18 protein-coding genes are annotated in these 22,242 nt (G+C 41.5%); 9 read left to right on the forward strand and 9 right to left on the reverse strand.

From position 1 onward, the window contains the following. Positions 1–27: 27 nt before the first annotated feature. On the reverse strand, positions 28–582 hold the full coding sequence (locus tag IYN84_RS19025) for a hypothetical protein (protein WP_196140853.1): 555 nt from the start codon (positions 580–582) through the stop codon (positions 28–30). Positions 583–1,088: 506 nt separating this feature from the next. On the opposite strand from IYN84_RS19025, the gene IYN84_RS19030 reads away from it, so the two are divergent. Further along, positions 1,089–1,547, forward strand: a complete 459-nt coding sequence (locus tag IYN84_RS19030; protein WP_196140854.1) for a hypothetical protein — start codon at positions 1,089–1,091, stop codon at positions 1,545–1,547. A gap of 58 nt (positions 1,548–1,605) precedes the next feature. Here the strand turns inward: IYN84_RS19030 and IYN84_RS19035 are convergent, their stop codons facing one another. Beyond that, complete coding sequence (locus IYN84_RS19035) at positions 1,606–2,433, reverse strand: SDR family oxidoreductase (protein ID WP_196140855.1); 828 nt, start codon at positions 2,431–2,433, stop codon at positions 1,606–1,608. Between the two features lie 190 nt (positions 2,434–2,623). Here IYN84_RS19035 and IYN84_RS19040 point away from each other — a divergent pair, with 190 nt between their 5' ends. Both IYN84_RS19040 and IYN84_RS19045 read left to right on the forward strand, forming a co-directional pair. Further along, positions 2,624–3,064: a DUF2846 domain-containing protein gene (locus IYN84_RS19040; RefSeq protein ID WP_210330724.1), complete on the forward strand. Its 441-nt coding sequence runs from the start codon at positions 2,624–2,626 to the stop codon at positions 3,062–3,064. A 15-nt stretch (positions 3,065–3,079) separates the two neighbouring features. Continuing rightward, positions 3,080–3,865 carry a hypothetical protein gene (locus tag IYN84_RS19045; protein ID WP_196140857.1) on the forward strand — a complete coding sequence of 262 codons (786 nt, stop codon included), beginning with the start codon at positions 3,080–3,082 and terminating at the stop codon, positions 3,863–3,865. Between the two features lie 374 nt (positions 3,866–4,239). On the opposite strand, the gene IYN84_RS19050 is transcribed toward IYN84_RS19045, so the two are convergent. Next, complete coding sequence (locus tag IYN84_RS19050; protein WP_196140858.1) at positions 4,240–4,506, reverse strand: hypothetical protein; 267 nt, start codon at positions 4,504–4,506, stop codon at positions 4,240–4,242. 314 nt (positions 4,507–4,820) lie between these two features. After that, a complete protein-coding gene (locus tag IYN84_RS19055) occupies positions 4,821–6,572 on the reverse strand; it encodes a bifunctional diguanylate cyclase/phosphodiesterase (protein WP_196140859.1) in 1,752 nt (583 codons plus the stop codon). A 462-nt stretch (positions 6,573–7,034) separates the two neighbouring features. Here IYN84_RS19055 and IYN84_RS19060 point away from each other — a divergent pair, with 462 nt between their 5' ends. Beyond that, positions 7,035–7,781: a DUF3667 domain-containing protein gene (locus IYN84_RS19060; RefSeq protein WP_196140860.1), complete on the forward strand. Its 747-nt coding sequence runs from the start codon at positions 7,035–7,037 to the stop codon at positions 7,779–7,781. A gap of 31 nt (positions 7,782–7,812) precedes the next feature. Here IYN84_RS19060 and IYN84_RS19065 read toward each other — a convergent pair whose 3' ends face one another. Beyond that, the gene (locus tag IYN84_RS19065; protein ID WP_196140861.1) at positions 7,813–8,247 is read right to left on the reverse strand and encodes a hypothetical protein; all 435 of its coding nucleotides are present in this window, start codon (positions 8,245–8,247) and stop codon (positions 7,813–7,815) included. A 270-nt stretch (positions 8,248–8,517) separates the two neighbouring features. On the opposite strand from IYN84_RS19065, the gene IYN84_RS19070 reads away from it, so the two are divergent. From IYN84_RS19070 to IYN84_RS19080, 3 genes are all read left to right on the forward strand, one after another. Further along, positions 8,518–10,635 (forward strand): VIT and VWA domain-containing protein, encoded by a 2,118-nt coding sequence (locus IYN84_RS19070; RefSeq protein ID WP_196140862.1) that lies wholly within the window; start codon positions 8,518–8,520, stop codon positions 10,633–10,635. Positions 10,636–10,847: 212 nt separating this feature from the next. After that, positions 10,848–13,004, forward strand: a complete 2,157-nt coding sequence (locus IYN84_RS19075) for a pilin (RefSeq protein WP_196140863.1) — start codon at positions 10,848–10,850, stop codon at positions 13,002–13,004. 188 nt (positions 13,005–13,192) lie between these two features. Next, positions 13,193–15,277 carry an OPT family oligopeptide transporter gene (locus tag IYN84_RS19080; protein WP_196140864.1) on the forward strand — a complete coding sequence of 695 codons (2,085 nt, stop codon included), beginning with the start codon at positions 13,193–13,195 and terminating at the stop codon, positions 15,275–15,277. Between the two features lie 74 nt (positions 15,278–15,351). Here the strand turns inward: IYN84_RS19080 and IYN84_RS21760 are convergent, their stop codons facing one another. Then, the gene (locus tag IYN84_RS21760; protein WP_371734999.1) at positions 15,352–15,594 is read right to left on the reverse strand and encodes a hypothetical protein; all 243 of its coding nucleotides are present in this window, start codon (positions 15,592–15,594) and stop codon (positions 15,352–15,354) included. A 137-nt stretch (positions 15,595–15,731) separates the two neighbouring features. Between IYN84_RS21760 and IYN84_RS19090 the strand changes: the two genes are divergently transcribed. Continuing rightward, positions 15,732–17,087 (forward strand): GGDEF domain-containing protein, encoded by a 1,356-nt coding sequence (locus IYN84_RS19090; protein ID WP_196140865.1) that lies wholly within the window; start codon positions 15,732–15,734, stop codon positions 17,085–17,087. Positions 17,088–17,144: 57 nt separating this feature from the next. On the opposite strand, the gene IYN84_RS19095 is transcribed toward IYN84_RS19090, so the two are convergent. Both IYN84_RS19095 and IYN84_RS19100 read right to left on the reverse strand, forming a co-directional pair. Next, entirely contained in the window at positions 17,145–19,052 is a 1,908-nt protein-coding gene (locus tag IYN84_RS19095) for a DUF885 family protein (protein WP_196140866.1), read from the reverse strand. A 196-nt stretch (positions 19,053–19,248) separates the two neighbouring features. After that, entirely contained in the window at positions 19,249–20,901 is a 1,653-nt protein-coding gene (locus IYN84_RS19100; protein WP_196140867.1) for a lipopolysaccharide assembly protein LapB, read from the reverse strand. Positions 20,902–21,417: 516 nt separating this feature from the next. On the opposite strand from IYN84_RS19100, the gene IYN84_RS19105 reads away from it, so the two are divergent. Beyond that, complete coding sequence (locus IYN84_RS19105) at positions 21,418–21,642, forward strand: hypothetical protein (protein ID WP_196140868.1); 225 nt, start codon at positions 21,418–21,420, stop codon at positions 21,640–21,642. A 53-nt stretch (positions 21,643–21,695) separates the two neighbouring features. On the opposite strand, the gene IYN84_RS19110 is transcribed toward IYN84_RS19105, so the two are convergent. Continuing rightward, the gene (locus IYN84_RS19110) at positions 21,696–22,184 is read right to left on the reverse strand and encodes a SoxR reducing system RseC family protein (RefSeq protein ID WP_196140869.1); all 489 of its coding nucleotides are present in this window, start codon (positions 22,182–22,184) and stop codon (positions 21,696–21,698) included. Between the last annotated feature and the right edge of the window lie 58 nt (positions 22,185–22,242).

The following is a 22,242-nucleotide window of genomic DNA, read 5'->3' on the forward strand; positions in this document are numbered from 1 at the left end:
TTCACAAAAGTGCCATTTGTTGCCGAGCTAGGAGTCCTGCTCATACTTGAGTACCCAGGTAATATAACCGCAATCAAAGCTAAGTCCTTGCACAAGGTTGTAGTTAATATGGTGATCGTTGGTGGCTGTATCCAGCTCAACAAAAGTTGTAGGCGATAAGTACAAGGGCACAAGAGTCGCAGGGTAAAGTGACGGATTTTGCTCGTACAGCTGATGGCAGGTGATAATTGCGGCACTTCTAGCCTGGCTAAAATGATCAAACTGGCCGCAAGTTTTAAATCCAGAGTTTTCACAGGTATCTTCTTCTTTCTGCTTTACCGCCACCAGTTTTGAGGTCCGATCAAGATAGTAATCAACTCTCTGGTTATTGTTATTGATATTTAATATTTCTTCTTCAGTTAATTGATAATTAGCGATGTGCACAAAATAAGCGTTGCTCCCCAAGTTTTGCTCAGTAAGGATTTCACTCAAAAATTTATGAGCCTGCACTTGACCGCAAATAGCTAAAGTAATGCCCGTTGTGAGCAATACCAGGCTCACTTTGTTCAATCGGGCGAAAGCTCTCTGAATGACTAAATTCATAATAAACGACTCCTAAAAACATTGTCACTCTTATCGGCACAACACATTTTCCGGGTTTCAGAATGTTTCAGTGTATCAGTTATGCCGCCAGCGACTTAAAGCAATGTAGGCAGATATTGTGGAACTAACCTTGAGGATTGTTAAGAAACTCGCTGGTAAATTCTGGTAAAAATACTTTTTATACCTTATTTTTCAATAAGATAGCAACCTTTTCAACGAACTGGCATTATCCCGCCTTCCAATATTTTGACCACTATTGACCCGGTTATTTAATCGTTTTTTCTTTCTTTCCGAATAACAATAGATACGAACTGAAAGATACAAGCGCGCATTACCGGGACTTAGTGCCCATAAAAAACAATCGCCATATTGATGTTTCAGTAAAGGGAATCCTTTGCAAGGTCGCATCGTTTTTATTAGCCATCCGTAGTTTTGCAACTCAGGAGAAACAGGAATCACAGCCACGGGTTATCGCTTAACGACAGATACATATTGGGAGAATCTAAATGAAAATAACGCTAGCAACACTAACAATCGTGCTCGCCGGACTGCTCGCCAGTCAATCAGCCAACGCAGTCGGCCCGGTGTCATCACCTGGCTGGTATTACACCACTGTCAGTTATTCCAACGGCAGTCCTTCTTTTGGACGTGCCGGCCCATTTAGCGACGAAGCAACTTGTCAGGCAGTAAGATGGAATGATTATGGTGATGGCGGAGCGATACCATGGGATGGCGGTCCCGGATGTTTTTATCTCTACGAAAATCAAATCGGTGCCTATAACGAGATTCTACAACACTGGAACCTGGCTACCGGTCCTAATACAGGTCAACCGCACCTGGAAATGGAGATGTCACGATTACTGGATTCGGTCAACATTTTGATTGAGCAACATGCGATCAGCGGGTACAGAAAATCTCTTAATACTTTGAGCAACATCGAAGAAAAGGAAGTTATTAAACGATAGGTCAGCTCCAACGACTCCTGATTCCTCTTCTTTTGTACAAGGAAAGGAATCTCAGGGCTCAAGCTTTCGCCAGCAATCGATCAAGCATTTTCGAGGACAGTATACGTTTGAGAAAACTGAAAATTTTGGTGGGAGTGGTTACCCTGTAACGAGCTTTAGGCACCTTACTTTCCATGGCATGCAATAATGCTTTGGTGACTGCTTCAGGTCCGAGCGTAAAGGTAGTTGACGGTCCTTCTTTTTCCAATCGACGAATTTCTTCAACATACTTTGCATGATGAATACTGTTTTGCCAGTCAATATTTGCTTTAAAAGCCAACAGAGCGTTCGCGCGAAACCGGGATTCGATGGGACCGGGTTCAATCAGGGAAACATAAATATTGCTCCCTGTTAATTCCAGTCGCATCGTATCGGTGAGACCTTCAATTGCAAATTTGGATGCATTATAGGCGCCACGATAAGGCATGCAGACAAACCCTAACACAGAACTATTTTGAACAATCCTCCCATGTCCCTGTTCTCTCATTACCTTAAGTACTCTGCGAGTCAGATGATGCCAACCAAATACATTGGTTTCAAACTGTGTTCTTAATACTTCGGTCGGTATATCTTCGACTGCTCCAGGTTGTCCGTAGGCCCCATTATTGAAAAGAAAATCGAGTTTTCCACCAGTATGCACCAACAAGGTATCAATAGCAGCATCGATACTGTCGGTGTTATTCAGATCCATTAGCAGCACATTGACGCCAAGTGATTTCAGCCGCTCTATATCTGCAGCCTGGCGTACGCAAGCAAATACCTGATATCCCCTTTCTTGTAAAAAAATGGCAGCATGAAAACCAATACCGCTTGAGCAACCGGTAATTAAAATTGAGCCTTTTTCCATTATCCACAGCTTAGTTAGTAAAAAATAAGAGTCGACTATACCGGATAATAATCCCGGTAGACAGCCGTTAAAATAAGGCGAGCTTGTGTACTATACTAAAATAACTCCACCGCATAATATTCTACAAATGTATTCCAGCAGTTTTGTGAACAAATTGTTCTACACACTCCGAATTTTATCTGGATTGATTGTGCTAAGCTCTTGTGCTGCATCCGGCCCAGTTTTCAATTCTGAATTGATTAAAGTGCCAGACGCCAGGGCCACACTCGTCATCTATCTGGCCGGGTTCGGAAAGCACATGAATTTATTTGTTGATGGTCAACCAATAGGGTTGATTAGACATAATGGCTTTGTAGTTTACAACAGCCTTCCCGGCTCATATCAGATTTCCGCGATGAGCCGATGGGATGACGGATTACCTCCCCCTCCTTTGGATGTCCAGTTGACTCAAGGCAAGGTGACTTATATCAGATATAACCCTAAATTTGAACAAACCCGCATTGTTGCCGCTTGTGGAGAAAACGAAGAAATATTGCGTGTTTGTTGGCGCTACACTGATATTCCGGCATTTGAAACTGTTCAGGAGTCACTAGCGTTGTCAGAGCTCGGTGACTTGAAACAAAGTCAGTGAATTGAGAGGTGCCGAATGAATTTTAAGCTAAAGTACTCCTTGATATATTTATTCGTCCCGATAATTCTAAGCGCTTGCACATCCAAACATCTACCGTTAATGCCGCCAATGCCCAAAGGGACCAGCGCCCATTTTATTTCCCAAAGTCCAGATAATATCCAACCAGATGTTAAAGGCCCTGAGTCAATTGGCGGAAGTATGGGAGACGGTGCAGCAGCAGGGGCTGGAGCAGGTTTTGTCGCAGGCTTGCAATGTGGTCCTCTGTTTATCATTTGTTCACCGGTTGGCGCACTTGTCGGTAGTGGAGCAGGAACTATTGCTGGCGGAATAGAAGGCAGCATAATAGCCTTAAGCAAAGAGGAAAAAGTAAAAATGGAAGAAGCTATCCGCTCCAGACTCGGTGGAAATAAACTCGAAGAAGCACTTTCTCATCAATTGCTTCAGCGCGCGAGTCTGGACTGGAACATTCTTCAGGATGCACCTGAGACACTGTCGAACGACACCCTTATTCATTACAGAATTGAAGGCTTCAGATTTTTACAATATTCACAAAGCCAACTCTCAATATCACTACTTGCTTCATTAAGCATGGAGTTCGAAAGTGACAATAAAATGGTGAAAAGTAAGCGCTATCTATACAACTATCGCAGTCCCAAACTTCCTGTCAGTCACTGGCTCGCTGATGATGGGAAAAATATCGCGCTAGAGGTCAATATCGGTTTGGGAGAAATTGCCGACTTAATGGCTGCTTCCCTACTTACCCCGCCCGCGCCCAAATCTCGTCCAAGCTTTTTTCGCTGATGTTTCCCATCCTCAATAATAGATTGTCGTTTACTAATCCATCTCAGGCCGAACAAATTTGCCGCACCAGATAACCCTCAGGCCAAGCTCACCAGGCTCTCCTTTTCTAATTGGGATATATTGATTACTTACACAACAAAGAGGCTCGATGCTGCGGTCTTTTTTAACTCTGAAATAGATTTTACCCCTTAATTCAGAAATCAATACAATGGTTTTCTTCTTGTGGTATCTACTTTGCTAACCAGAGATCAATGTTCTAAAGACAACGTTTGAAAGAAGTAGCTAGTTAAAAAGAACGGGCAAGGAGTCACCAACCATGCTCCTATGAATCAACAGGCAGAGTCTGAAAACGAACTGAAACTGAAAAACTACTATCAGGCAGTAAATACGTGTGCTGCTGACTTTACATTCAAGTCTGTCGTTCCTTCTAACTCGAAAATCGACCAGTACTTTTTGCCAATAGCTCGACCTATGTTGGCAAAAATTAATATAAGAGAAAAACAGAGGGCTACTAATAATCCAGTTTGATGATCAGTATTGATGAAGTCAGAGACAACCAGAAGACAGGAAATCATCATTCCAACAGTTGCACCCAAGCTGGTGAAGGTAATTATTGCTTCTTTTTTAGCTGATGATGACATCTGACAACCTCTGATCTACGAGCCTAATTTGGCCAAAATGCTAGTTGTGCACCTGAACAAAAAAAGAACAGCTAAAGGTGCAAAACCAAAATATCGCACTTGGAGATTTTAAGCAATCAGAGATTTATTGTTTTTTGGAATAAAAAAAGAGGAATCTATTCATTTTCTACGAGGGACTACAAAGGACCGGACTACAAGTGACCGAACTACAAGGAACAACCTGATAAGTCTATTTAAAGAGGCTCACGGATATTCTCTGCTAGCTCGTCTGGTAATGCGGAAGGAGCTCGCTAACAAAGCGTTTGCTTTTATCGCTACTCTGTTAGCTCGGCCATCCAGCTTTCAAGAAAACTGGTCACTTTATCGGCATCAACGGGGTGGGCGAAATAATGACCCTGAATAAAGTTACATTCTGCGTCTTTAAAGAAATTAACCTGTTCCTGTTTTTCAACGCCACAAGCTACGGTGTAGAGTCCAAAATTATTAGCAATGGTAATGATGGATTTCAATAGCTTCTGACCATTTTGATTATTGAGTTCATCGCAGATAAATCGGCGATCAATTTTCAATACGTCGAGGGGTAAGTTTTGTAGCAGTGTAATTGAAGAATAGTCACTACCAAAATCGTCCAGGGAGACGGTTATATCCAGAGTGCAGTACTGCCTCAGTACTTCAATCGCCTTATCAATATCTTTCAGTATGGCCCTTTCGGTAACTTCAACTTCCAGACTACTTCCGGGAATATCGTAAAGCGACATATAGCTCTTAAGCAAATCTATCGTTTCCGAGTTGTAGAGCTGTGCCTCTGATAAATTAATTGACGCTCGTAAGTAGTTGTATCCTTTCTCACGCCACAACTGCACCTGACGACAAACACGGTCAAAAACCCAGTTACCTATTTCACAAATTAAATTGGTTTCTTCGGCAACCGGCATAAATTCCGCAGCAGGAATTAACTGACTGCCGGGCTTCTGCCATCTTACAAGCGCTTCAAACGCCACAACATCCCCATCGGATAAACTGACTCTTGGCTGAAACTGCACACTTAGCTCATTGTGATCCAGAGCTCGACGTAATTCCTTTTCCATTTGAAACTTATCGAGTGCATGAGTATTCATTTCCTTTTCAAAATACGCTATCTCGCTCTTGCCTCGTCGGGAAGCTTCATTAACCGCGAAATCTGCATTTTTCAAGAGTATTTCTGCATCTTTTCCATCACTCGGGAAAACAGATATACCAATACAGGCATCAAGCAAAATTCGATGCTCCTCAACGACGAAGGCAACCGACAACGCATCAAGTAGCCTTCTTGCCACTTTCAGTGCATTTTCCGGCTGTTCTATATCAACCAGTAACAAAGAGAATTCAGCGCCAGTGGTTCTCGCGACCAGCATCTTTTGATCTACTTTTTCATGACCTTTTCGCTGAACCAGATCACTCCCTCTTACCACTTTTTCCAGGCGCTCACCAACCAATGTCAGTAGAGTGTCACCCGCATCTCGACCGATATGGCTGTTTATCTTTTCAAACTCATCAAGGTCAAGATGCAGCACCGCAATGACTTCTTTTTTACGCCTGGCTATTTGAATAACCCGGTTTAGCTCTTTGACTAAATAATCACGGTTTGGTAGCCCGGTGAGCTTGTCGTAGTAAGCCAGCTTTTCGAGTGACTTTTTCTGAATAGCGTAGTTGTTTCTCATCACTAATACTGATTCAACCAGTCTGTCAATCTCATCAGTTTCGGGAATGATGCCGTTAATCGGCATTGGTTCTGCTTTACCGATATCTCGGATAAAGTGATTGAGATAATCAAGCTTTACAATCAGCTTCGCCTGAATCCGTGCTCTGACCAGAATCACCAACAGACTCATCATTAAAAAGCTAACTCCAGCAGATAAGGCCACGATTACCCATTCAGCATTGGCTGATAGAGAGTTGTTAGCATCAAGAGCCTCACTAATTTCGGGCGCATAGGAAAGGTAAATATAGACCCCTGCGGCATGTATTAGCGCAAGGCTCGCCAAAATTGGAAAGTGTATCAGTGTTAGATTGTCTTTAAGTTTCAACTGTCCGACCTCAGAAGTCCCTGGCAAACAAGGAAAAGTGAGCAGGCTATATTCGAATATCTATAATTATGCTGCCTATCTAAAGCTTAGTTGAAAATGAAGAAACTACTGAATTTTTTAGATATATTTCAATCAAACCTAGAATTTCTCGCCTTAAAAAGTATCCGGAGGGAGAATAATCTCTAACCTTATACTGTTGGCAGGTAAACTCGATTCTCCTATCTCCAAATATATTGAGGGGATACCCCCTCCAGAAAGAGAAGGTTGTGGCATACCAAGTATTAGCAAACATTCCTTTGTGAATCTGGTCGAATCGGCTATTTTACCTGTCAGACAAATTCGATTACTATCAGACAAGGTTACAACCGTAAAACAGGGTAAAATCGTAGAGTTATCAAGTTACTTAAATACTTCGGCCTTACTGAGACAAAATGAATAAGCGTCAGCAGAAGAAGCATTGAAATGGAAAACAAAGTTAATAACGAACAAGATCTGTGTGGAAATTGCAGAGCCGAACTTTATGGCTCTTATTGCTCAGAATGCGGGCAGAAAGCTAATCAACCCATAGCAATAAAACCCATACTCAATTCGGTATTTGAAAAAACCAGTGAGCTTGATTTTCGTTTTGTCACTTTAGCCAAGGCTTTGTTGACCTCTCCAGGTAGAATGATAAAAGAATATCTGGAAGGTAAAAGAATTATCTATACTCATCCGATTAAAGCATTATTCTATTTCGCAACAGCCTATCTGATTGTTTTTTCATTACTCGACATAAGTATTGGATTTAGTGGTAGTTCTGAAAAATACGGAAAAGCCGTTGTAGCCATCATAAACTATCTGGTATTTGTTTTTCTTGCGCTAACCAGTTTTCCTTTCAAATGGATTTACCACAAGCAAAAATTAAACTGGGCGGAATCTTTTGTCGTACTTTGCTATGCCTGGTGTGGTTATTTACTGCTTACAACATTAATCGCCCCAATAAGTAAGCTGATACCACTACACTTCGAATTCAGCCGGTTGGCAATAGGTGCCATCTATCTTATCTGGGTTTGTAAAACACTGTTTAAAGAGTCATGGCCGCTAACAGTATTAAAAGCAGTTCTAACCTATATAGCCTATTTTGTTTGTACTATGCTGGTAATGACAGTAGTGATTTTCTTTGCTTATCTTTTTCAGTATGAACCTTTAATGATTAGCCTCAAACAATAGGAAAAGCAGACAAAAGCTTCATCAAAAGTCCTTACTTTAGCCTCGCCGATACAGAAAACTTATCAGGACTGGCGACCATATCCAGCATTAATTTGCATGCTTTTTCGGGGGCAAGAGGCACATTAAGCCACCCAACTAAAATAGAAAGCGCCTCCAAGGCTTTAGTTGCAGAAGCCAGTAATTTAGCCGCAGACTGCACGCTTATCCCAAGACATATAGCGTTTGCCTGTAACCTCGATTTTGATATTTTCTCAAGAATCTGGGCTCCTTCTATGCCACCGCTTCCATCGGGTTCCATATTAATAATGATTGCATCGAATGCTTTCTCATTGATAGCAGATAACGCCAGTTCAACTTGTGTAACGATAGTTGTTTCGCATCCCAGCCGCTCTAACTCTTTTTCCATTCCATAAAAAATATCAATTCCGTAGGTTGCAATCAACAGCACGCCCTTTGAATTACCCATCTTTGTACCTGTCCAGTCATTTTGTAAACTACCACTATAGTTTTAGCTGGTTTTGTTAAAAAGTAAAAGTCGGAACTCAAATAGAGATAGTCTTTTAAAGCAGCGCTTCAAGCGCTATTTTTGCTATCACGCTACAGTATTAAAGCTAGCAAAGTATTATCAAGACAACCCAAAGTATTAACATACACGACTTGTTTCAAATAGGTATCGATATTACGAGATTTGTCGAAAACTGCACCTGGAGCTTTTAATAATCTAAGGAGCAGACAAATGAAGTCATTCAATCGATTTTTAATAATATTTAGTACCTTTATCATTTCAATGGCGAGCCAGGCCGCAGGATTACTCACTCCCAAAGACTCATCCAGTTCTCTCGAATTAAAAGAGCACCATGTGAATGTTGTGGTCGAAAACGGCTACGCGATGACTGAAGTCACTCAAATATTTCACAATGACAAAGGTGCCGATCAAGAGGCAATCTACAGCTTTCCGGTTCCTGAAAATGGCGCAGTGGGAGAGTTTTCTGTCTGGATAGACGATAAACAAGTAACTGGTGAAGTGGTAGAAAAAGAGAAAGCTCGGCAGATTTATGAGCAGGAAAAAGCCAACGGTAATCATGCGGGATTAACCGAGCAAAAAGAGTACAAAACTTTTGAAACCTCTGTTTATCCCGTTAGAGCTAACCAGGATACAAAAATCCAACTTCGCTACTATCAACCAGCAGAGATTGATCTCGGCGTAGGACGCTGGATTTACCAGTTGGAAGATGGAGGTGTTGATGAAGAGGCCCTGGCTTTTTGGGATACCAATACTCGTGTGACCAAGGCCTTTAGCCTTAGCTTTCTTCTACGTTCGGGCTATCCGGTTGAAGCGGTACGACTGCCGAATCATCCGCAAGCTCAGATTACTCAGTTAAATGCTAATGAGTGGAAAGTCAGTATTAGAAAAAGTGGTAATAATTCAGCGAAATCACAAGCAAACAATGACAAAGTCTCCGATGAACTGGCAACGACATATGCCGAAGCCAACATCGACCAACTGAACAAAAATCAGATTGATGTGCTCGCGGAGTCCAACCTTTCATCGCAGGCGACTGCCCCCGAAGCCTTTCGACTAGATCAAGATCTGGTTGTTTACTGGAAATTAAAAGCTGGATTGCCGGGTTCGATCGATCTGCTTACCTATCGTCCAGATCCTTCAAAAAAAGGGACATTCATGATGACCTTCACTCCCGGCGATGATCTGGAGAAAATTACTCGCGGTAGTGACTGGGTGTTTGTACTCGACATATCTGGCTCGATGACAGGCAAATTTTCTTCACTCTCGGAAGGAGTGAGTCGCTCTCTTCAAAAAATGCGTGCAGAAGACAGATTTCGTATTATCCTGTTCAATGATAATGCTCAGGAACTTACCAGTGGATATGAAAATGCCTCTCGAGAAAACATATCTCACTACCTGTCAAAACTTAGTCAGGTTTCTCCAGACAAAGGAACAAATCTTTATGCCGGCATCGAACAAGGGCTTAGTTCACTCAATAGCGACAGGCCTACAGCTATTGTACTGGTCACAGATGGCGTAGCTAATATAGGGAATACAAAGAAAGAAGCTTTCTTCAAGCTATTGGAAAAACATGATGTACGTCTTTTCACGTTTATAATGGGCAACAGTGCAAATACGCCTTTACTCGAGCCTCTGGCGCGGCGTTCCGGAGGTTTCGCGCTAAGTGTGTCTAATGCGGACGACATTATTGGTCGAGTAATGCTTGCCAGTCAACGCCTTACACATAAAGCTTATCATGACGTTGAAGTCAATGTAGACGGCGTCAAGGTTTCCGATTTCACACCTGAATATATCGGTAACCTGTATCGAGGACAGCAGTTGGTGATAATGGGTCACTATTGGAAAAGTGGCCCGGCAAAAGTTGAATTGAAAGCGAAGCTTTCCGGTCAACCAAAGAGTTATTCTACCAATATCGAATTTCCAGGACAGACCGTTCAAAACCCGGAACTTGAAAGACTATGGGCTTTTGCAAAAATTAAAGATCTGGATGAAAGAATGTCAGACTTTGAAGACCAAGATCACAAAAATGCGATTAAGGAAATCGCTCTTGAATATGGATTGGTCACCGACTACACCTCTATGCTGGTACTTAGGGAAGAACAATTTCAAAGTTACAATATTGACCGAATCAACAAAGTCCGAGTTGAAAGAGAACAAAATGCGAGACAAGTACGCTCGACTCAACCTGTAAAAAATAACAGAGCTGACAAATCTCAACCTGCTTTTCAACACAGTCGCCCATCATTTGGTGGTGGAGGTGGTAGTTTTGGCTGGGGAATAGGATTTCTATCTTTACTCGTACTTTTTACCAGAGAAAAGAAAAAGTAGAGATAATCCAAGGTAAGCCAGGCCAGAACATTAGTTCTGGCTTTTAATCTAGCTAATTGCACTTCATTTTAATTTCTTTCTCCTTGAGCTTTGAGCTATTATAACTCCCTCAGAAATTGCCGGTTAAATTTTGCGAAATGGTCAAACGTACCGTTCAAAATAGGTTTCAAAGCCGGCATCAAAATCAAAATAGTTACGGAGAAACAAAGGGAATGCTGCGTCAATTTTTAAGATACCTGATATTATCAAGTCTGCTAATAACGGCTTGCTCTCAAAATAATAATCCAGCGGACAATGAAAAAAATCCTCCCGAACCACCCGCATTAAAAATGGCAAACTTTGCCCATCAAGCCTGGCTTAGAAAATCATTACCCGAAAATACAGTCGGTTACTTCAGACAACCAACGCTTTGGCATTTTTTCGACAATGTAGATAATGGCTTCAAGTATGCGCAAGGTAATGAGGCACACGTTAATTTAATAAAACAAGTACAAAGTGGTTTTTACGAAAACTTGCTCGCACAGCTGGAGTCGACAGAAAAGCCTCTGGCAGAATTGCTGGTCAAACACAATAGTGGCCCTTTTGAAATTGCAGTCGTACTGAATGAAAAAAATCCTATGGCTCCTACATCTCTTATGGCAACGCGAATAAACATCGAAAGCCAGGCAGAGTTTTCCAAGCTCCTGAAGGAACTATTTAGCAGTGAGCCAATGATTGAGCAAGTGCAGGAAATGAATGCATCTGGCATAGGTACGCTATCTATTTCACCGATGGCAATCAATGCCGCTTACCACTTTGATGAAACAAATGGTAAATTCATCATGGCGATAAGCAATCAGCTCGATTTATCTCAGTTAGAGTCAATAGTTACTTCCCTGCCGCAAACTAAAGACCATCCGATGTATGCGGCAGAAAAACAGATTGATGAAAGTGGAAAAGGATTTTTTGCATTTGTCGATGTAAAAGCTATTTTACCTAAACTTGAAGGAGTTCTTCCACCAGAAGCAAAGGCAGGTCTGCAAATGTCAGGAGTGGACAAGCTTAACGCCGTTGCATTGGGGTACGGAGCGAGCCAGGGAAAAACTCGATTCAAAATTTTAATTGATATGCCGTCTGTAGGTTTCAGAGCCTATCTGCCAAGTGTTGCCAACGACTATAACTTTAGCGCACGCGGTGATATTAGTACCCTTGGCGTTTTCTCTTTGCCAAGTGAAGTTCAGTACAAGCGAATTGAGGCGACTGTTTCAATGATGAAAGGGCGCTCGCAAGAATATGACCATTTTAAGCAAACTTTCAAAAATGAAACCGGTTTTGAAGTAGAGCAAATTCTTAGTATTGTCGGTCCCGAAGTTGTCTACCTGTCAGATTCTGTTAGTGACTTTATTGCTGTTCGTCTACAGAATAAAGAGAGCTTTAAAAAACTTCTGCAAAAAGGTCAGGAAAAAGACGCAATCCGGTATACAAGCCGGAATGTCAACGGAATCACAATCCACCATGCAGAGTCACGTTTTTTCTCATTCGATGATGAAGCTTTTAAAACATTGGATACACCACCACTGATGGCCAGTCTAATGAAAAACATCAAAAACCATTACTTCTGGATTGAAGAAGATAATTTTCTGATTCTTTCCGGAATTCCTCAACCACTGATAGAAAGAGCCAGTCGCAAAGATAAAGTTAATGTTAATCAGTGGCTCGAAAATAGCCAAGGGCATTCACTTAAAAGCGCCTTTCTCGGGATTACCACTAGCAAAGAGGGAATGTCCAGAAAATCTTATTATCTCTATTTACAACTTTTGAATGCGCTATCGGACATTAGTGGTTCAAATGCGGATATATTCTCATTACCTCATGCAGGTGAGCTCAACTTTTCAGATAAAGGTAGCATGGGCTTTAGCGTTGATCTGGCCGAAAAGTTTGTGGCTATCGAACTCAACTTTGAACAGAGTATGCTGGATGTATTTTTTGCAGGTGGGTATGAGTCAATTGCTATGGTTGGGATTTTATCAGCAGTAGCATTACCTGCCTATAATGACTATACCGTTCGCTCTCAAACATCTATGGTGATTCATGAGGCTTCTGCTTTAAAGAATCTGGTATCCGAGCTTGCAGTCAGCGGAGTTACCTTGGATGAAATCAATAACGGAAGCAATCAGATTGGAAGCGCTACGGATTATGCTTCTGACTACATTGACTATATTGAAGTGACCCGAGGTGAAATTAGTGTCGGAATCGGAGGTCCGAAAGCAAAAGAGGCTATCCGGGGCTCAGTGATCAAATTGGCTCCAGAAACTACCGCGTCAGGGATTGAGTGGAGCTGTTCAGGTATCGACATAGAGCCCAAATATCTGCCAGCTGAATGCAGATAGCCAATAAACACAAATATTGAACATACTGAAGTAGTGAGTATTTCAATATCAAAAATAAAAATTAAAGGGCCGGTAACGATTTGTCACCGGCCTTTGTCTTTTCAATGACGAATCACTTGAGTCATTTTGCTGCAACAGGTAAGTTGTAGCTTTGTATATAATTTACTACTGACGGACATAAGAAAAACATGAGTGCAACAGAAAATACTCCTCAGACCCAGTCGACGGAAATTGATATTCCTGTAGTCAGTCCCGAACGGTCTATCAGCGAAATGACCATCAAAGCTCTAATACTGGGCTTGATATTGTCCGGCCTACTAGCTGCGGCCAATGCTTATATTGGTCTGCTTGTAGGGCTGACAGTATCAGCTTCGATTCCTGCTGCAGCCGTTTCAATGGGGGTTTTACGCTTGTTCAGACGCTCAAACATATTGGAAAACAATATGGTACAAACTGCAGCATCTGCCGGTGAATCTTTAGTCGCAGGAATTATTTTTACCATTCCAGCCCTCGTGATCATGGGCGCCTGGTCGGAATATGACTACTGGCCACTCGTGGGTATTGCTGTAATGGGCGGTATTATGGGGGTCGCCTTTACTATTCCATTAAGAAGAGCACTAATCGTCGAAGCACGACTTAAGTTTCCCGAAGGAGTCGCTACTGCTGAAGTATTAAAAAGCGGCGGAGTGGAAAGAGATGCGGATCAGCCGGAGCATCAGAAGGATAAAAAAGCGGATGCTATCTCCAGCCAAAATATAAAAACTCTTCTTAAAGCGAGCGGTATCGGCGCTCTTTTTAAGCTGCTCGAATCAGGGCTAGGTTGGCTTGCTGGTGGTGTAGCAACAACCAAATCATGGCTTACCGGCAAATATCTGTTTACCGGCGATATCACTCTAAGTCCGGCACTATTAGGCGTTGGTTATATCGTAGGATTGAACATTGCAATGCTGGTTTTTATCGGTGGTGCCATCGGCACCTTGATAGGTGTGCCTGTTAACTGGCTTTTAAATTCAGAGAGTATAATGAATGCAGTAGGAATCGATCCTCAACTTTCCTGGAGCGAAATCACTTCAGAGCAATGGGAAGCTCTTGCCGGCGAATCCTGGCAAAACTGCCGTCGCATTGGTGTTGGCGCCATGATGGTAGGGGGAGTCTGGTCTTTAATAAGTCTGTTTAAACCGCTGATTGCCGGAGTAAAAGCGAGCCTGGAAGCCTATCGACACAGTAAAAATGGCAATAGTATTTTACGCACTGAGTTTGATACTCCATTTAATATTGTTTTAATGGTTGTCATTTTCTCATTAGGCCCAGTCTTCTATATTTTTTATACTGCACTTGGCGACTATCCGGACAAAATGCTAATCGCATCGCTAATGACCACCTTAATGCTCATCTTTGGCTTCATCTTTGCCTCCGTTGCAGGATATATGGCTGGACTCGTAGGAAGTTCGAATAACCCGATATCTGGCGTAACTATTGCGACAGTAATTACCTCTGCGTTAATTTTGTTGCAGTTTATGGGGAACGAAGGAATTGCAGCAACACTTGGGCCTATTGCAGTTATATTTCTTGCCGGATTAATTTGCTCCGCCGCAGCAATCGCTGGAGATAATATGCAAGATTTAAAGTGTGGTCATATCGTGGGAGCAACTCCGTGGCGCCAACAGGCGTTTCAAATTATTGGAGTCGTTGGTGCAGCTCTGGTAATCCCGTTAGTGCTGCAAGTTCTTGATGCAGGCTATGGCATCGGTCGCCCCAGCCCGGTTGTCGAATCGTCGAATTATCTGTCCGCACCGCAAGCTGGCCTGATGAAAGATCTGGCAACCGGTATTTTTGGTGCGGGTATAAAATGGAACTATATATTCGTTGGATTTGTGCTGGCTGTAATTTTAATCATCATGGATGAAATTCAAAAAAAACGCGGCTCTAGTTTTCGATTTCCGGTATTAGCTGTTGCAGTTGGAGTTTATCTCCCATTAGGACTTTCTGTTCCGATCTTAATCGGCGGTATATTAGCGCATAAAGTTGGAAAAGCTTCTGAAAGTAAAGATGAAACAGTTAAGCAAGCCAGGGAAAGTAAAGGGCTGCTACTTGCATCCGGCTTAATCACCGGCGAAGCATTGATGGGTGTTATTATCGCAGTCATCGCCGCTTTTGTAATTCAGCTTCCTGTAGCTCCGCTTTCCTCTACTATTGCAGGTGCTTCAGGTCTAGTCGGCATGACGGCAGTTATCATTTATTTAGCAAGAAAGACTTTAAAAACTGACGCATAAATATTTTTAGAATCATTTTCATATCAACAAAAGCGGAACCCCAAGTTCCGCTTTCACAAGTTTAAAGTTACAGCCTAAGGCCTTTCAGCTAACGCTTCTATTTCCTCTGCTTTTTTATAAAAATAATCTGCTTTCATTCCGAGCAATCCAGGTAAAGTTGCTGAAATAAAAATTGATGAGATGGTTCCAACAATTATCCCAATTAACAAACACAGGGAAAACTCATAGAGGGGGTCTCCTGCAAAAAACAACAGACAAAAGACAGTCACTAATGTCGTTCCTGAAGTCATCAAAGTTATTGATAGTGTTTGAGTTATTGTTCGACCAACTCAACAGCTTCTAGACCACAACACCAGCAATTGTCTGCTTTCTTGTGAATTCCCATTTCGTCGACCATAATTGCCTATAGTAAGACTCACCATATTGAACCTCTGCCAGCGATAAAGGATAGTCAATGCTAGAAAAACAGGTCACGGAAATCCTAACCAGTTTGTCATCACGGGATGGAGAAGACTTTATCTCCTCCTTCTTGCTTTCGGTTGCCCGAGTGATTAGGTCGGATCATCTATTCGTAGCAAGTGTCGACAGAGGGCTCACCCAAGCCCATTCGATAGCTTATATCGAAGGAGACCATGTAGCCGAAAACTTTACCTATGAGCTGGAAAATACCCCGTGTGCAGATATTACCGCGAATGAAGTTTGTTACTACAACGGAAATATCCAGGAACAGTATCCTGATGATTTACTACTGGTTGCGATGGAAATAGCGAGCTATATAGGGATTCCTTTAACCAACAGTGACGGAAAAGTACAAGGTATACTGGTAGCGTTATATAAATCCAGAATTGAAAACCTTGAATCTGTCAGATCAATTTTCGAGCTGTTTTCATCAATGATATCTAGTGAGATGGAGAGAAAGCTTCAGAAATTAAAAGTCGACCTGAATCAATCTATTTTTAATGCTCTCGATGAAGGAGTAATCATTACAAACGCTCAAAGAAGAATTCTCTATGCGAACCCATCTTTTTTACACTCCTGTGGCTTTCCAAAAGAGGAAGTCATTGGCAATGAGCCTGGCGCTCTTTTGCATTCAAGTACACAAAGCGAAAATTTCTATCAGGATATGTGGCAAGAAGTTCAGGAAAAAGGCCACTGGTCAGGTGAAATACTGAATCGACGAAAGTCCGGCAAGCTATATTCCGGCTGGTTGAAAATAAACAAAACACGAGATGAAGCGACAGGAAATACCTACTATATAGGTATCTATCTGGATATGCAGGAAATACTGATAGCTAAAAAGCAAATCGAAAAAAGAGAAAACTTCGATATTTTAACGGGTATCGCCAATAGACACTGGTTGGCCAAAGAGCTGGAAAAATTGCTACAGAGTCCGGAGATAGAGAGTGGCCATCAGAGTCTTGGATTAATTGATGTTAACCTGGATAACTTTCGAGATTTAAACGCCAAACAAGGCTATGAAGTTGGCGATCAAATACTAATTAACACAGCCCAGATAATTGATAATCAATTGGGTGAAAACCAGTTTCTAACTCGTGTGTCTGGTGATGAATTTATTGTATTGGTTACTGGCACTCCAACAATTGATTCTTTAAAAACGCTCGCAGAAAAACTATTAGAAGACATACGCCAACCATTTCAAATTGATGAAAAATCGATTGAAGTAACGGCCTCTATTGGTATTGCGATAGCTCCGGAAAATGGCAAGGACGTGACAAATATTTTGGCTGCAGTAGATAGAGCCAGTCGTAAAGCCAAAAAGTTGGGAAAAAATCAGATTGAAACCATCTAAAGTGGTAGCAAAGACCGCACCATTTGCGGCCCTTTGCTGGAATTCGAAATAACGCTCCTACTTTTTTACCAGAGCTACTTTTTTATTATCGATCCATCGATTAACTTTGGCTTCGAGTACTGTCATTGGGACTGCTCCACCGAGAAGAACCAAATCGTGGAACTCAGCCAGGTCAAATGCATCTCCCAAGGCACTTTTTGCAGCTTCTCTTAATGAAAGTATTTTAAGCATCCCAAGCTTATAACCCAACGCCTGTCCCGGCCAAGCAATATAACGCTCAATTTCCGCAACTACATCTGACTCAGCAGAACCAGTCGTTTTTGCCATATATTCAATCGCTTGCTCTCTAGTCCAACGTTTATGATGAAGGCCAGTATCGACTACCAGTCTGACCGCTCGAAACAACTCAGCCTGTAGCCTTCCTAAATTACCAAATGGATCATTTTGGTAGAGACCTAACTCGTAAGCAATTTGCTCAGAGTAAAGCGCCCAACCTTCAATGTAAGCGTTGTAAGGTGCAATTCTTCTCAAAAATGGCAAATCAGCTTGCGCAAGATTCAGGGCAACCTGCCAATGATGACCAGGGTTGGCCTCATGGTAAGTTAACGACTTCAAACTGAACTTTGGATTTGCCTTCATATCTCTTAGGTTAATCCAGTAAACGCCTGGCTTCGTTCCATCCACAGAGGGAGAGGTATATTGACCTCCAGGCGCACCATCTTGTATTTCTACCGGAAATGCTCTTACTTCAACTTCATAGGGTGGCTTTGTTTTAAAAACAGGTGCCATTTTCTTTGTTATCTCTTCAATATATCCGTTCAAGTCTTTTAACAGTGCTTTCTTACCTTCATCAGTTTCAGGATACAGAAAACGAGGCTCATCGTTGAGTTTAACCATGCGCTCACCGACACTTCCTTCTTTGTAACCCTGCTCTATCAAAATACTATCCATTTCCATACTGATACGTTTAACTTCATCAAGCCCAATCTGATGAATTGCGTCAGCACTCAATCGACTGTCACCCAGTTGAAGTATGGCGTCCTGGTAGTACTTTTCACCGTCAGGTTGCGCCCATACACCGGATTCATCTGGGGCTTTGTCCGCCATATTTTTAACTTTTTCCGCCATCCCCTGGTAAGCAGGATATACAATCTCTTCCATTTTCGCGGCAGCCTGTTTGAGCAAGGATTGCTTTTTGTCTTCAGAAATCGTTTGCAACTTTTCCAATTTTTCTTCAAAAGCCTTAATCAACATGTGTTCTTGTACTTCAGCCTGAGTAAAGCCTTGCAGATAACTTACCGCTCCATTCAAAACGACCTTGGGTGCAATCCACCCTTTAGCCGCATCTGCATCAAATTTTTGCATAACACTCGCTATCATTTGATCGAACTTTGCAAGTCGCTCAACATAATCAATGGCATCCTGCTCACTGGTAATTTTGTGATCATTTTGAATATATCTTGGAATATCAATTAACGGTCCATTTATTTGATTAACAACATAAGGAGAAAGTCCCATCCAAACATCGATATATCCAATAGAGAAATCCGGGTGTCCAGCAAAATATCGCGCCAGACTAGTCATTACCTGTTTATTCTCTACCTGCTCTCTGGACAATCCCTCGGAGGGAAAATTCTTGATTTGATTGGAAATATCCAGAAGTATTGCTCTTAACTCGGCTTCATTTGCAGCAGAATAATCTTCCATTTTGTTTTGATAATAACCACCCGCTAAACTTTCCTCTAACCCATACAAGGTGGCAGACAGAGAGCGCTTGATAAAAAGCGCTTTTGCTGCATCTTCATACAGATTGGCCAACTGCTGTTCCTGAGTACTTTCATTTTTCAACTCTGAAACGACAGCGGAGTCGCTAGCTGGTTGTTGTTTATCTATGTCTTTGGAAGAGTCGCATGCAGATATCAGTGCAGTCGCTGAGAAAATCGTCAGTAAGAGTTTTAACTTCATTAAATATTGTTCCCTTAAAAATATAATCAATTTCTTTTGTTCTAATTACGATAGACTTTACCAAAAGTGACGACTTCGTCCAGTCTTAATTCGCGCAAAAAATCATATTGTACACCATATAAACATTACCTGTGAACCAAAAAAAGAGTGCTCAAAAGCACTCTTAAATTGATTTTTATTTCTAGCCTGACGAAACTTAGATTGCCGATAGTTTAGCTATGTATTTATTTACTTTCACTGAAAGGTGGTCATATTGTTTACCAAGTAATTGTCGAAGCTCATTGTCCCTTACAAAACCTATTTTCTGACGAAAGTCATTTTTGATAATTCGCATTCTTTCCTGAGCAGCTTTTACATCTTCTATCGAGTCCATCTTTTTAAAACTAAAACCTTCCTTTTTTAACTTGTCCAGACGAGCATGATGTTTGACGATAACTTCTGTTATTGGAGCAGTCAGTGGAAGAGCCATCATTTCTATTTGCTCTGAAGTTTCAAATGGGTTTGTTTCGCCGCTATTGTTAGTAACAACAAACTGTCCATTTTCCAACTCGCTTTCCAGCTCAATAATATTTAATTTTTTCCATTTACGAGTAATAAGAGAAAATAACCATGCTACAAAACTTGGTTTTAATGGTTTCATTTGAAAAGCAGCACCGCAGGAAAGTCCATTTTTTGATAAGAAAAGTTTCATTAATACTCTCTGACCAAGCCTCTGAGTCAATCCTCTCGGCTCAAAATCCCCCAGACATCGATAATTAAAACGACGCAATTCAGACTGAGTATTACGGCAATATTTTTGCGCAGAACTGGTAAAATCTTCGATATTAACCGGTTGAATGTCGGCATTGGGCTCACTCGCATTCGCTATAATTTCCTGAGCAATACTCAAAGCTGTCATTTCATCAGGATCGTCAACTATATCGTTAATAATAGACTCTAAAGACTCTCCGGCAACAAACTGCTGAGTCATAGCTTCCACCAGAGTGTTAGCCATATGCTCTTCTTGAGAAATAGCGCCAAGCGGACTTTCCAGTGGACTAGCTAAACTATCTTTTAAATTTTTAGCAAAAGCTTCTCTTTCTCCGCGCCCATTATTTTGGCAACCGTTTTTGAGCTCTTCTATATAGGCAACTAATTCACTACGTTCATCTGATGGGATATTTTGCGACTTGCCAACGAGTAAAATTGCTCGATCAAAGTCGCTCTCGGCACTTTCGAATTCTTGTAACTGTTTAAAAGTATGAGCTCGTTTCAGGTATACCTGCCATTGGGAAGGGGATAATTTTATTGCAGCAGTTAAGTCCGCTATGGTTAACTTTAATGGACGAACAGCATATGTCATTCCAAAACTGTCCTGAATAGTCTCAGCTCCCGCTTTAGGAGTCAGAGCTACCCCTTCGTAAATGCTCGCTCTCTCAATTAGAAATTCTACTCGACATTCGGGTCTTTGTTTGCTGGCCTCATCAAATAATTGATGCATTTGCTTTATCTGATTCAGCTCAACCAACAGGTGGGCTTTTTGAATGATAAGGGCGGGGTCACTATTGTTCGCCTCGAGACCTTTATCGATGACTCTCAAAGCAGTTTCGGTCTTGTCCTCTTCAGAAAAAATGTATGAAAGTCTTAACCAGTGCTCGCTATTTTCAGGGGCTCTTTTGACAAGACGCTTGTATACTTCTTTAGCTTTATCCCACTGTTCCAGTGATTCGAAAGCCGAAGCGACTTCGAGCATCACATCAGGATTATCCTTATCTGACAAATAAAGCGGCTTTAACAGTTTCAGTGCCTGTTTCGCTTTATTCTCTTCGATAAGTTCGCGCGCTTTTTCTAATTGGCTAACAACTTCCATAACTTCTCCTTTCACCAACTGCGTCTTGGCGCGCACAGTAACGACAAAAAAGCCCTAAAACAAGTAAATACTTGGCAATTTGGTCATCAATTAGTCAAATTTGAGAGACCGTTCAAGCTATTCCACTAGCTAACTAGTTAATCTCTCTAACTTTTTTATAACATTGAATTCAATATTAAAAGTAGTGGTAATCTTTCACACTTTTTTAAAACATCGAAATTTATCTGTCGTCACACTGCGTGAAGACTATTTTATATATCTTTTAAAAAAGCAGCCTCGAGCACGAACATTCATCAGTCGGATAAAAAATTAGCAGTTCTTCATTTGAACTTCTTCAAGACGACCTGGTCAAAAATCACACAATGTGACTCAGATCATCGCGTATCTCAAAATTAATGTGTAACCTGAAAACCAGTAACGATTGAGAGTTAGACATTTGTTCTATGCCAATTGTTTAGATAGGGAATTACTAGATTATTTGGGAGTTAATAAATCACTTTAGCGGGGTTTATAACCATGAAGAATATACTCGGGCATCTCTGTTTTGGATGTATCGCAGGCATTACTGCTGGGGTAGTACTTTTTTCGATTCTCGCTTTGCTGATATTTAATATCAACTTTAGCATTATGCAAATTCTCGCAATGTATGGCATAGCGCTTTTAATTGGCTTGATAGTAGGTGCAATTGCAGGCTTTATCAATGGCTACCGCTGTGATCGCTCTAATCATCTCCCGCATTGAACAACCCCTTTTAAGGTAGAGACTGAACAATCGATTTTCAGGGCTATGTATATCTAGTCGATCTGTTTAATTCTGATTGAGTCGAACTGACGCTTGTCAAAGTCAGTTTCGGCTTTTGATATCATCTTAGGTTCAAACTCGTCGCTTGATTTAACTTTCAGATGATAAAGTCTTACCAGAAACAGTCCGCTGGCAAACCCTAAAAGTCCGGTTAAAATAATGAAGTTTTCTGACCAATTAGAAAGTTGCGCGACTAAGGCAAAAGCTAACATTGAAAAAAGAGGGAGTATATAAACAACTAGAGACGCTCTGGTAACAGCTGCTTTGGGAAGAGCAATCGTTACCTCATCACCAACTCGAGCTCCAAGGTGGTTAGCAACTTTGGAAACAAAGATCTTATCTCCAATATACTTTTCGAGAATACCATTGCCACAAGTCGACTCTACCTTGCAAGAAGCGCAGGCGAGTTTTGCCCGGGTATTTACCCAGGCTTCTCCAGCTTCAATATGTGTTACCAGACCTTTTTCGGTGAGCATCGACATGCAGTACCACAAAGAAATACATTTGGAAGAACAAATACTGCTAAATAGACATCTGGCA

The organism is Aliikangiella sp. G2MR2-5, from assembly GCF_015687155.1.
GTDB lineage: Bacteria > Pseudomonadota > Gammaproteobacteria > Enterobacterales > Kangiellaceae > Aliikangiella.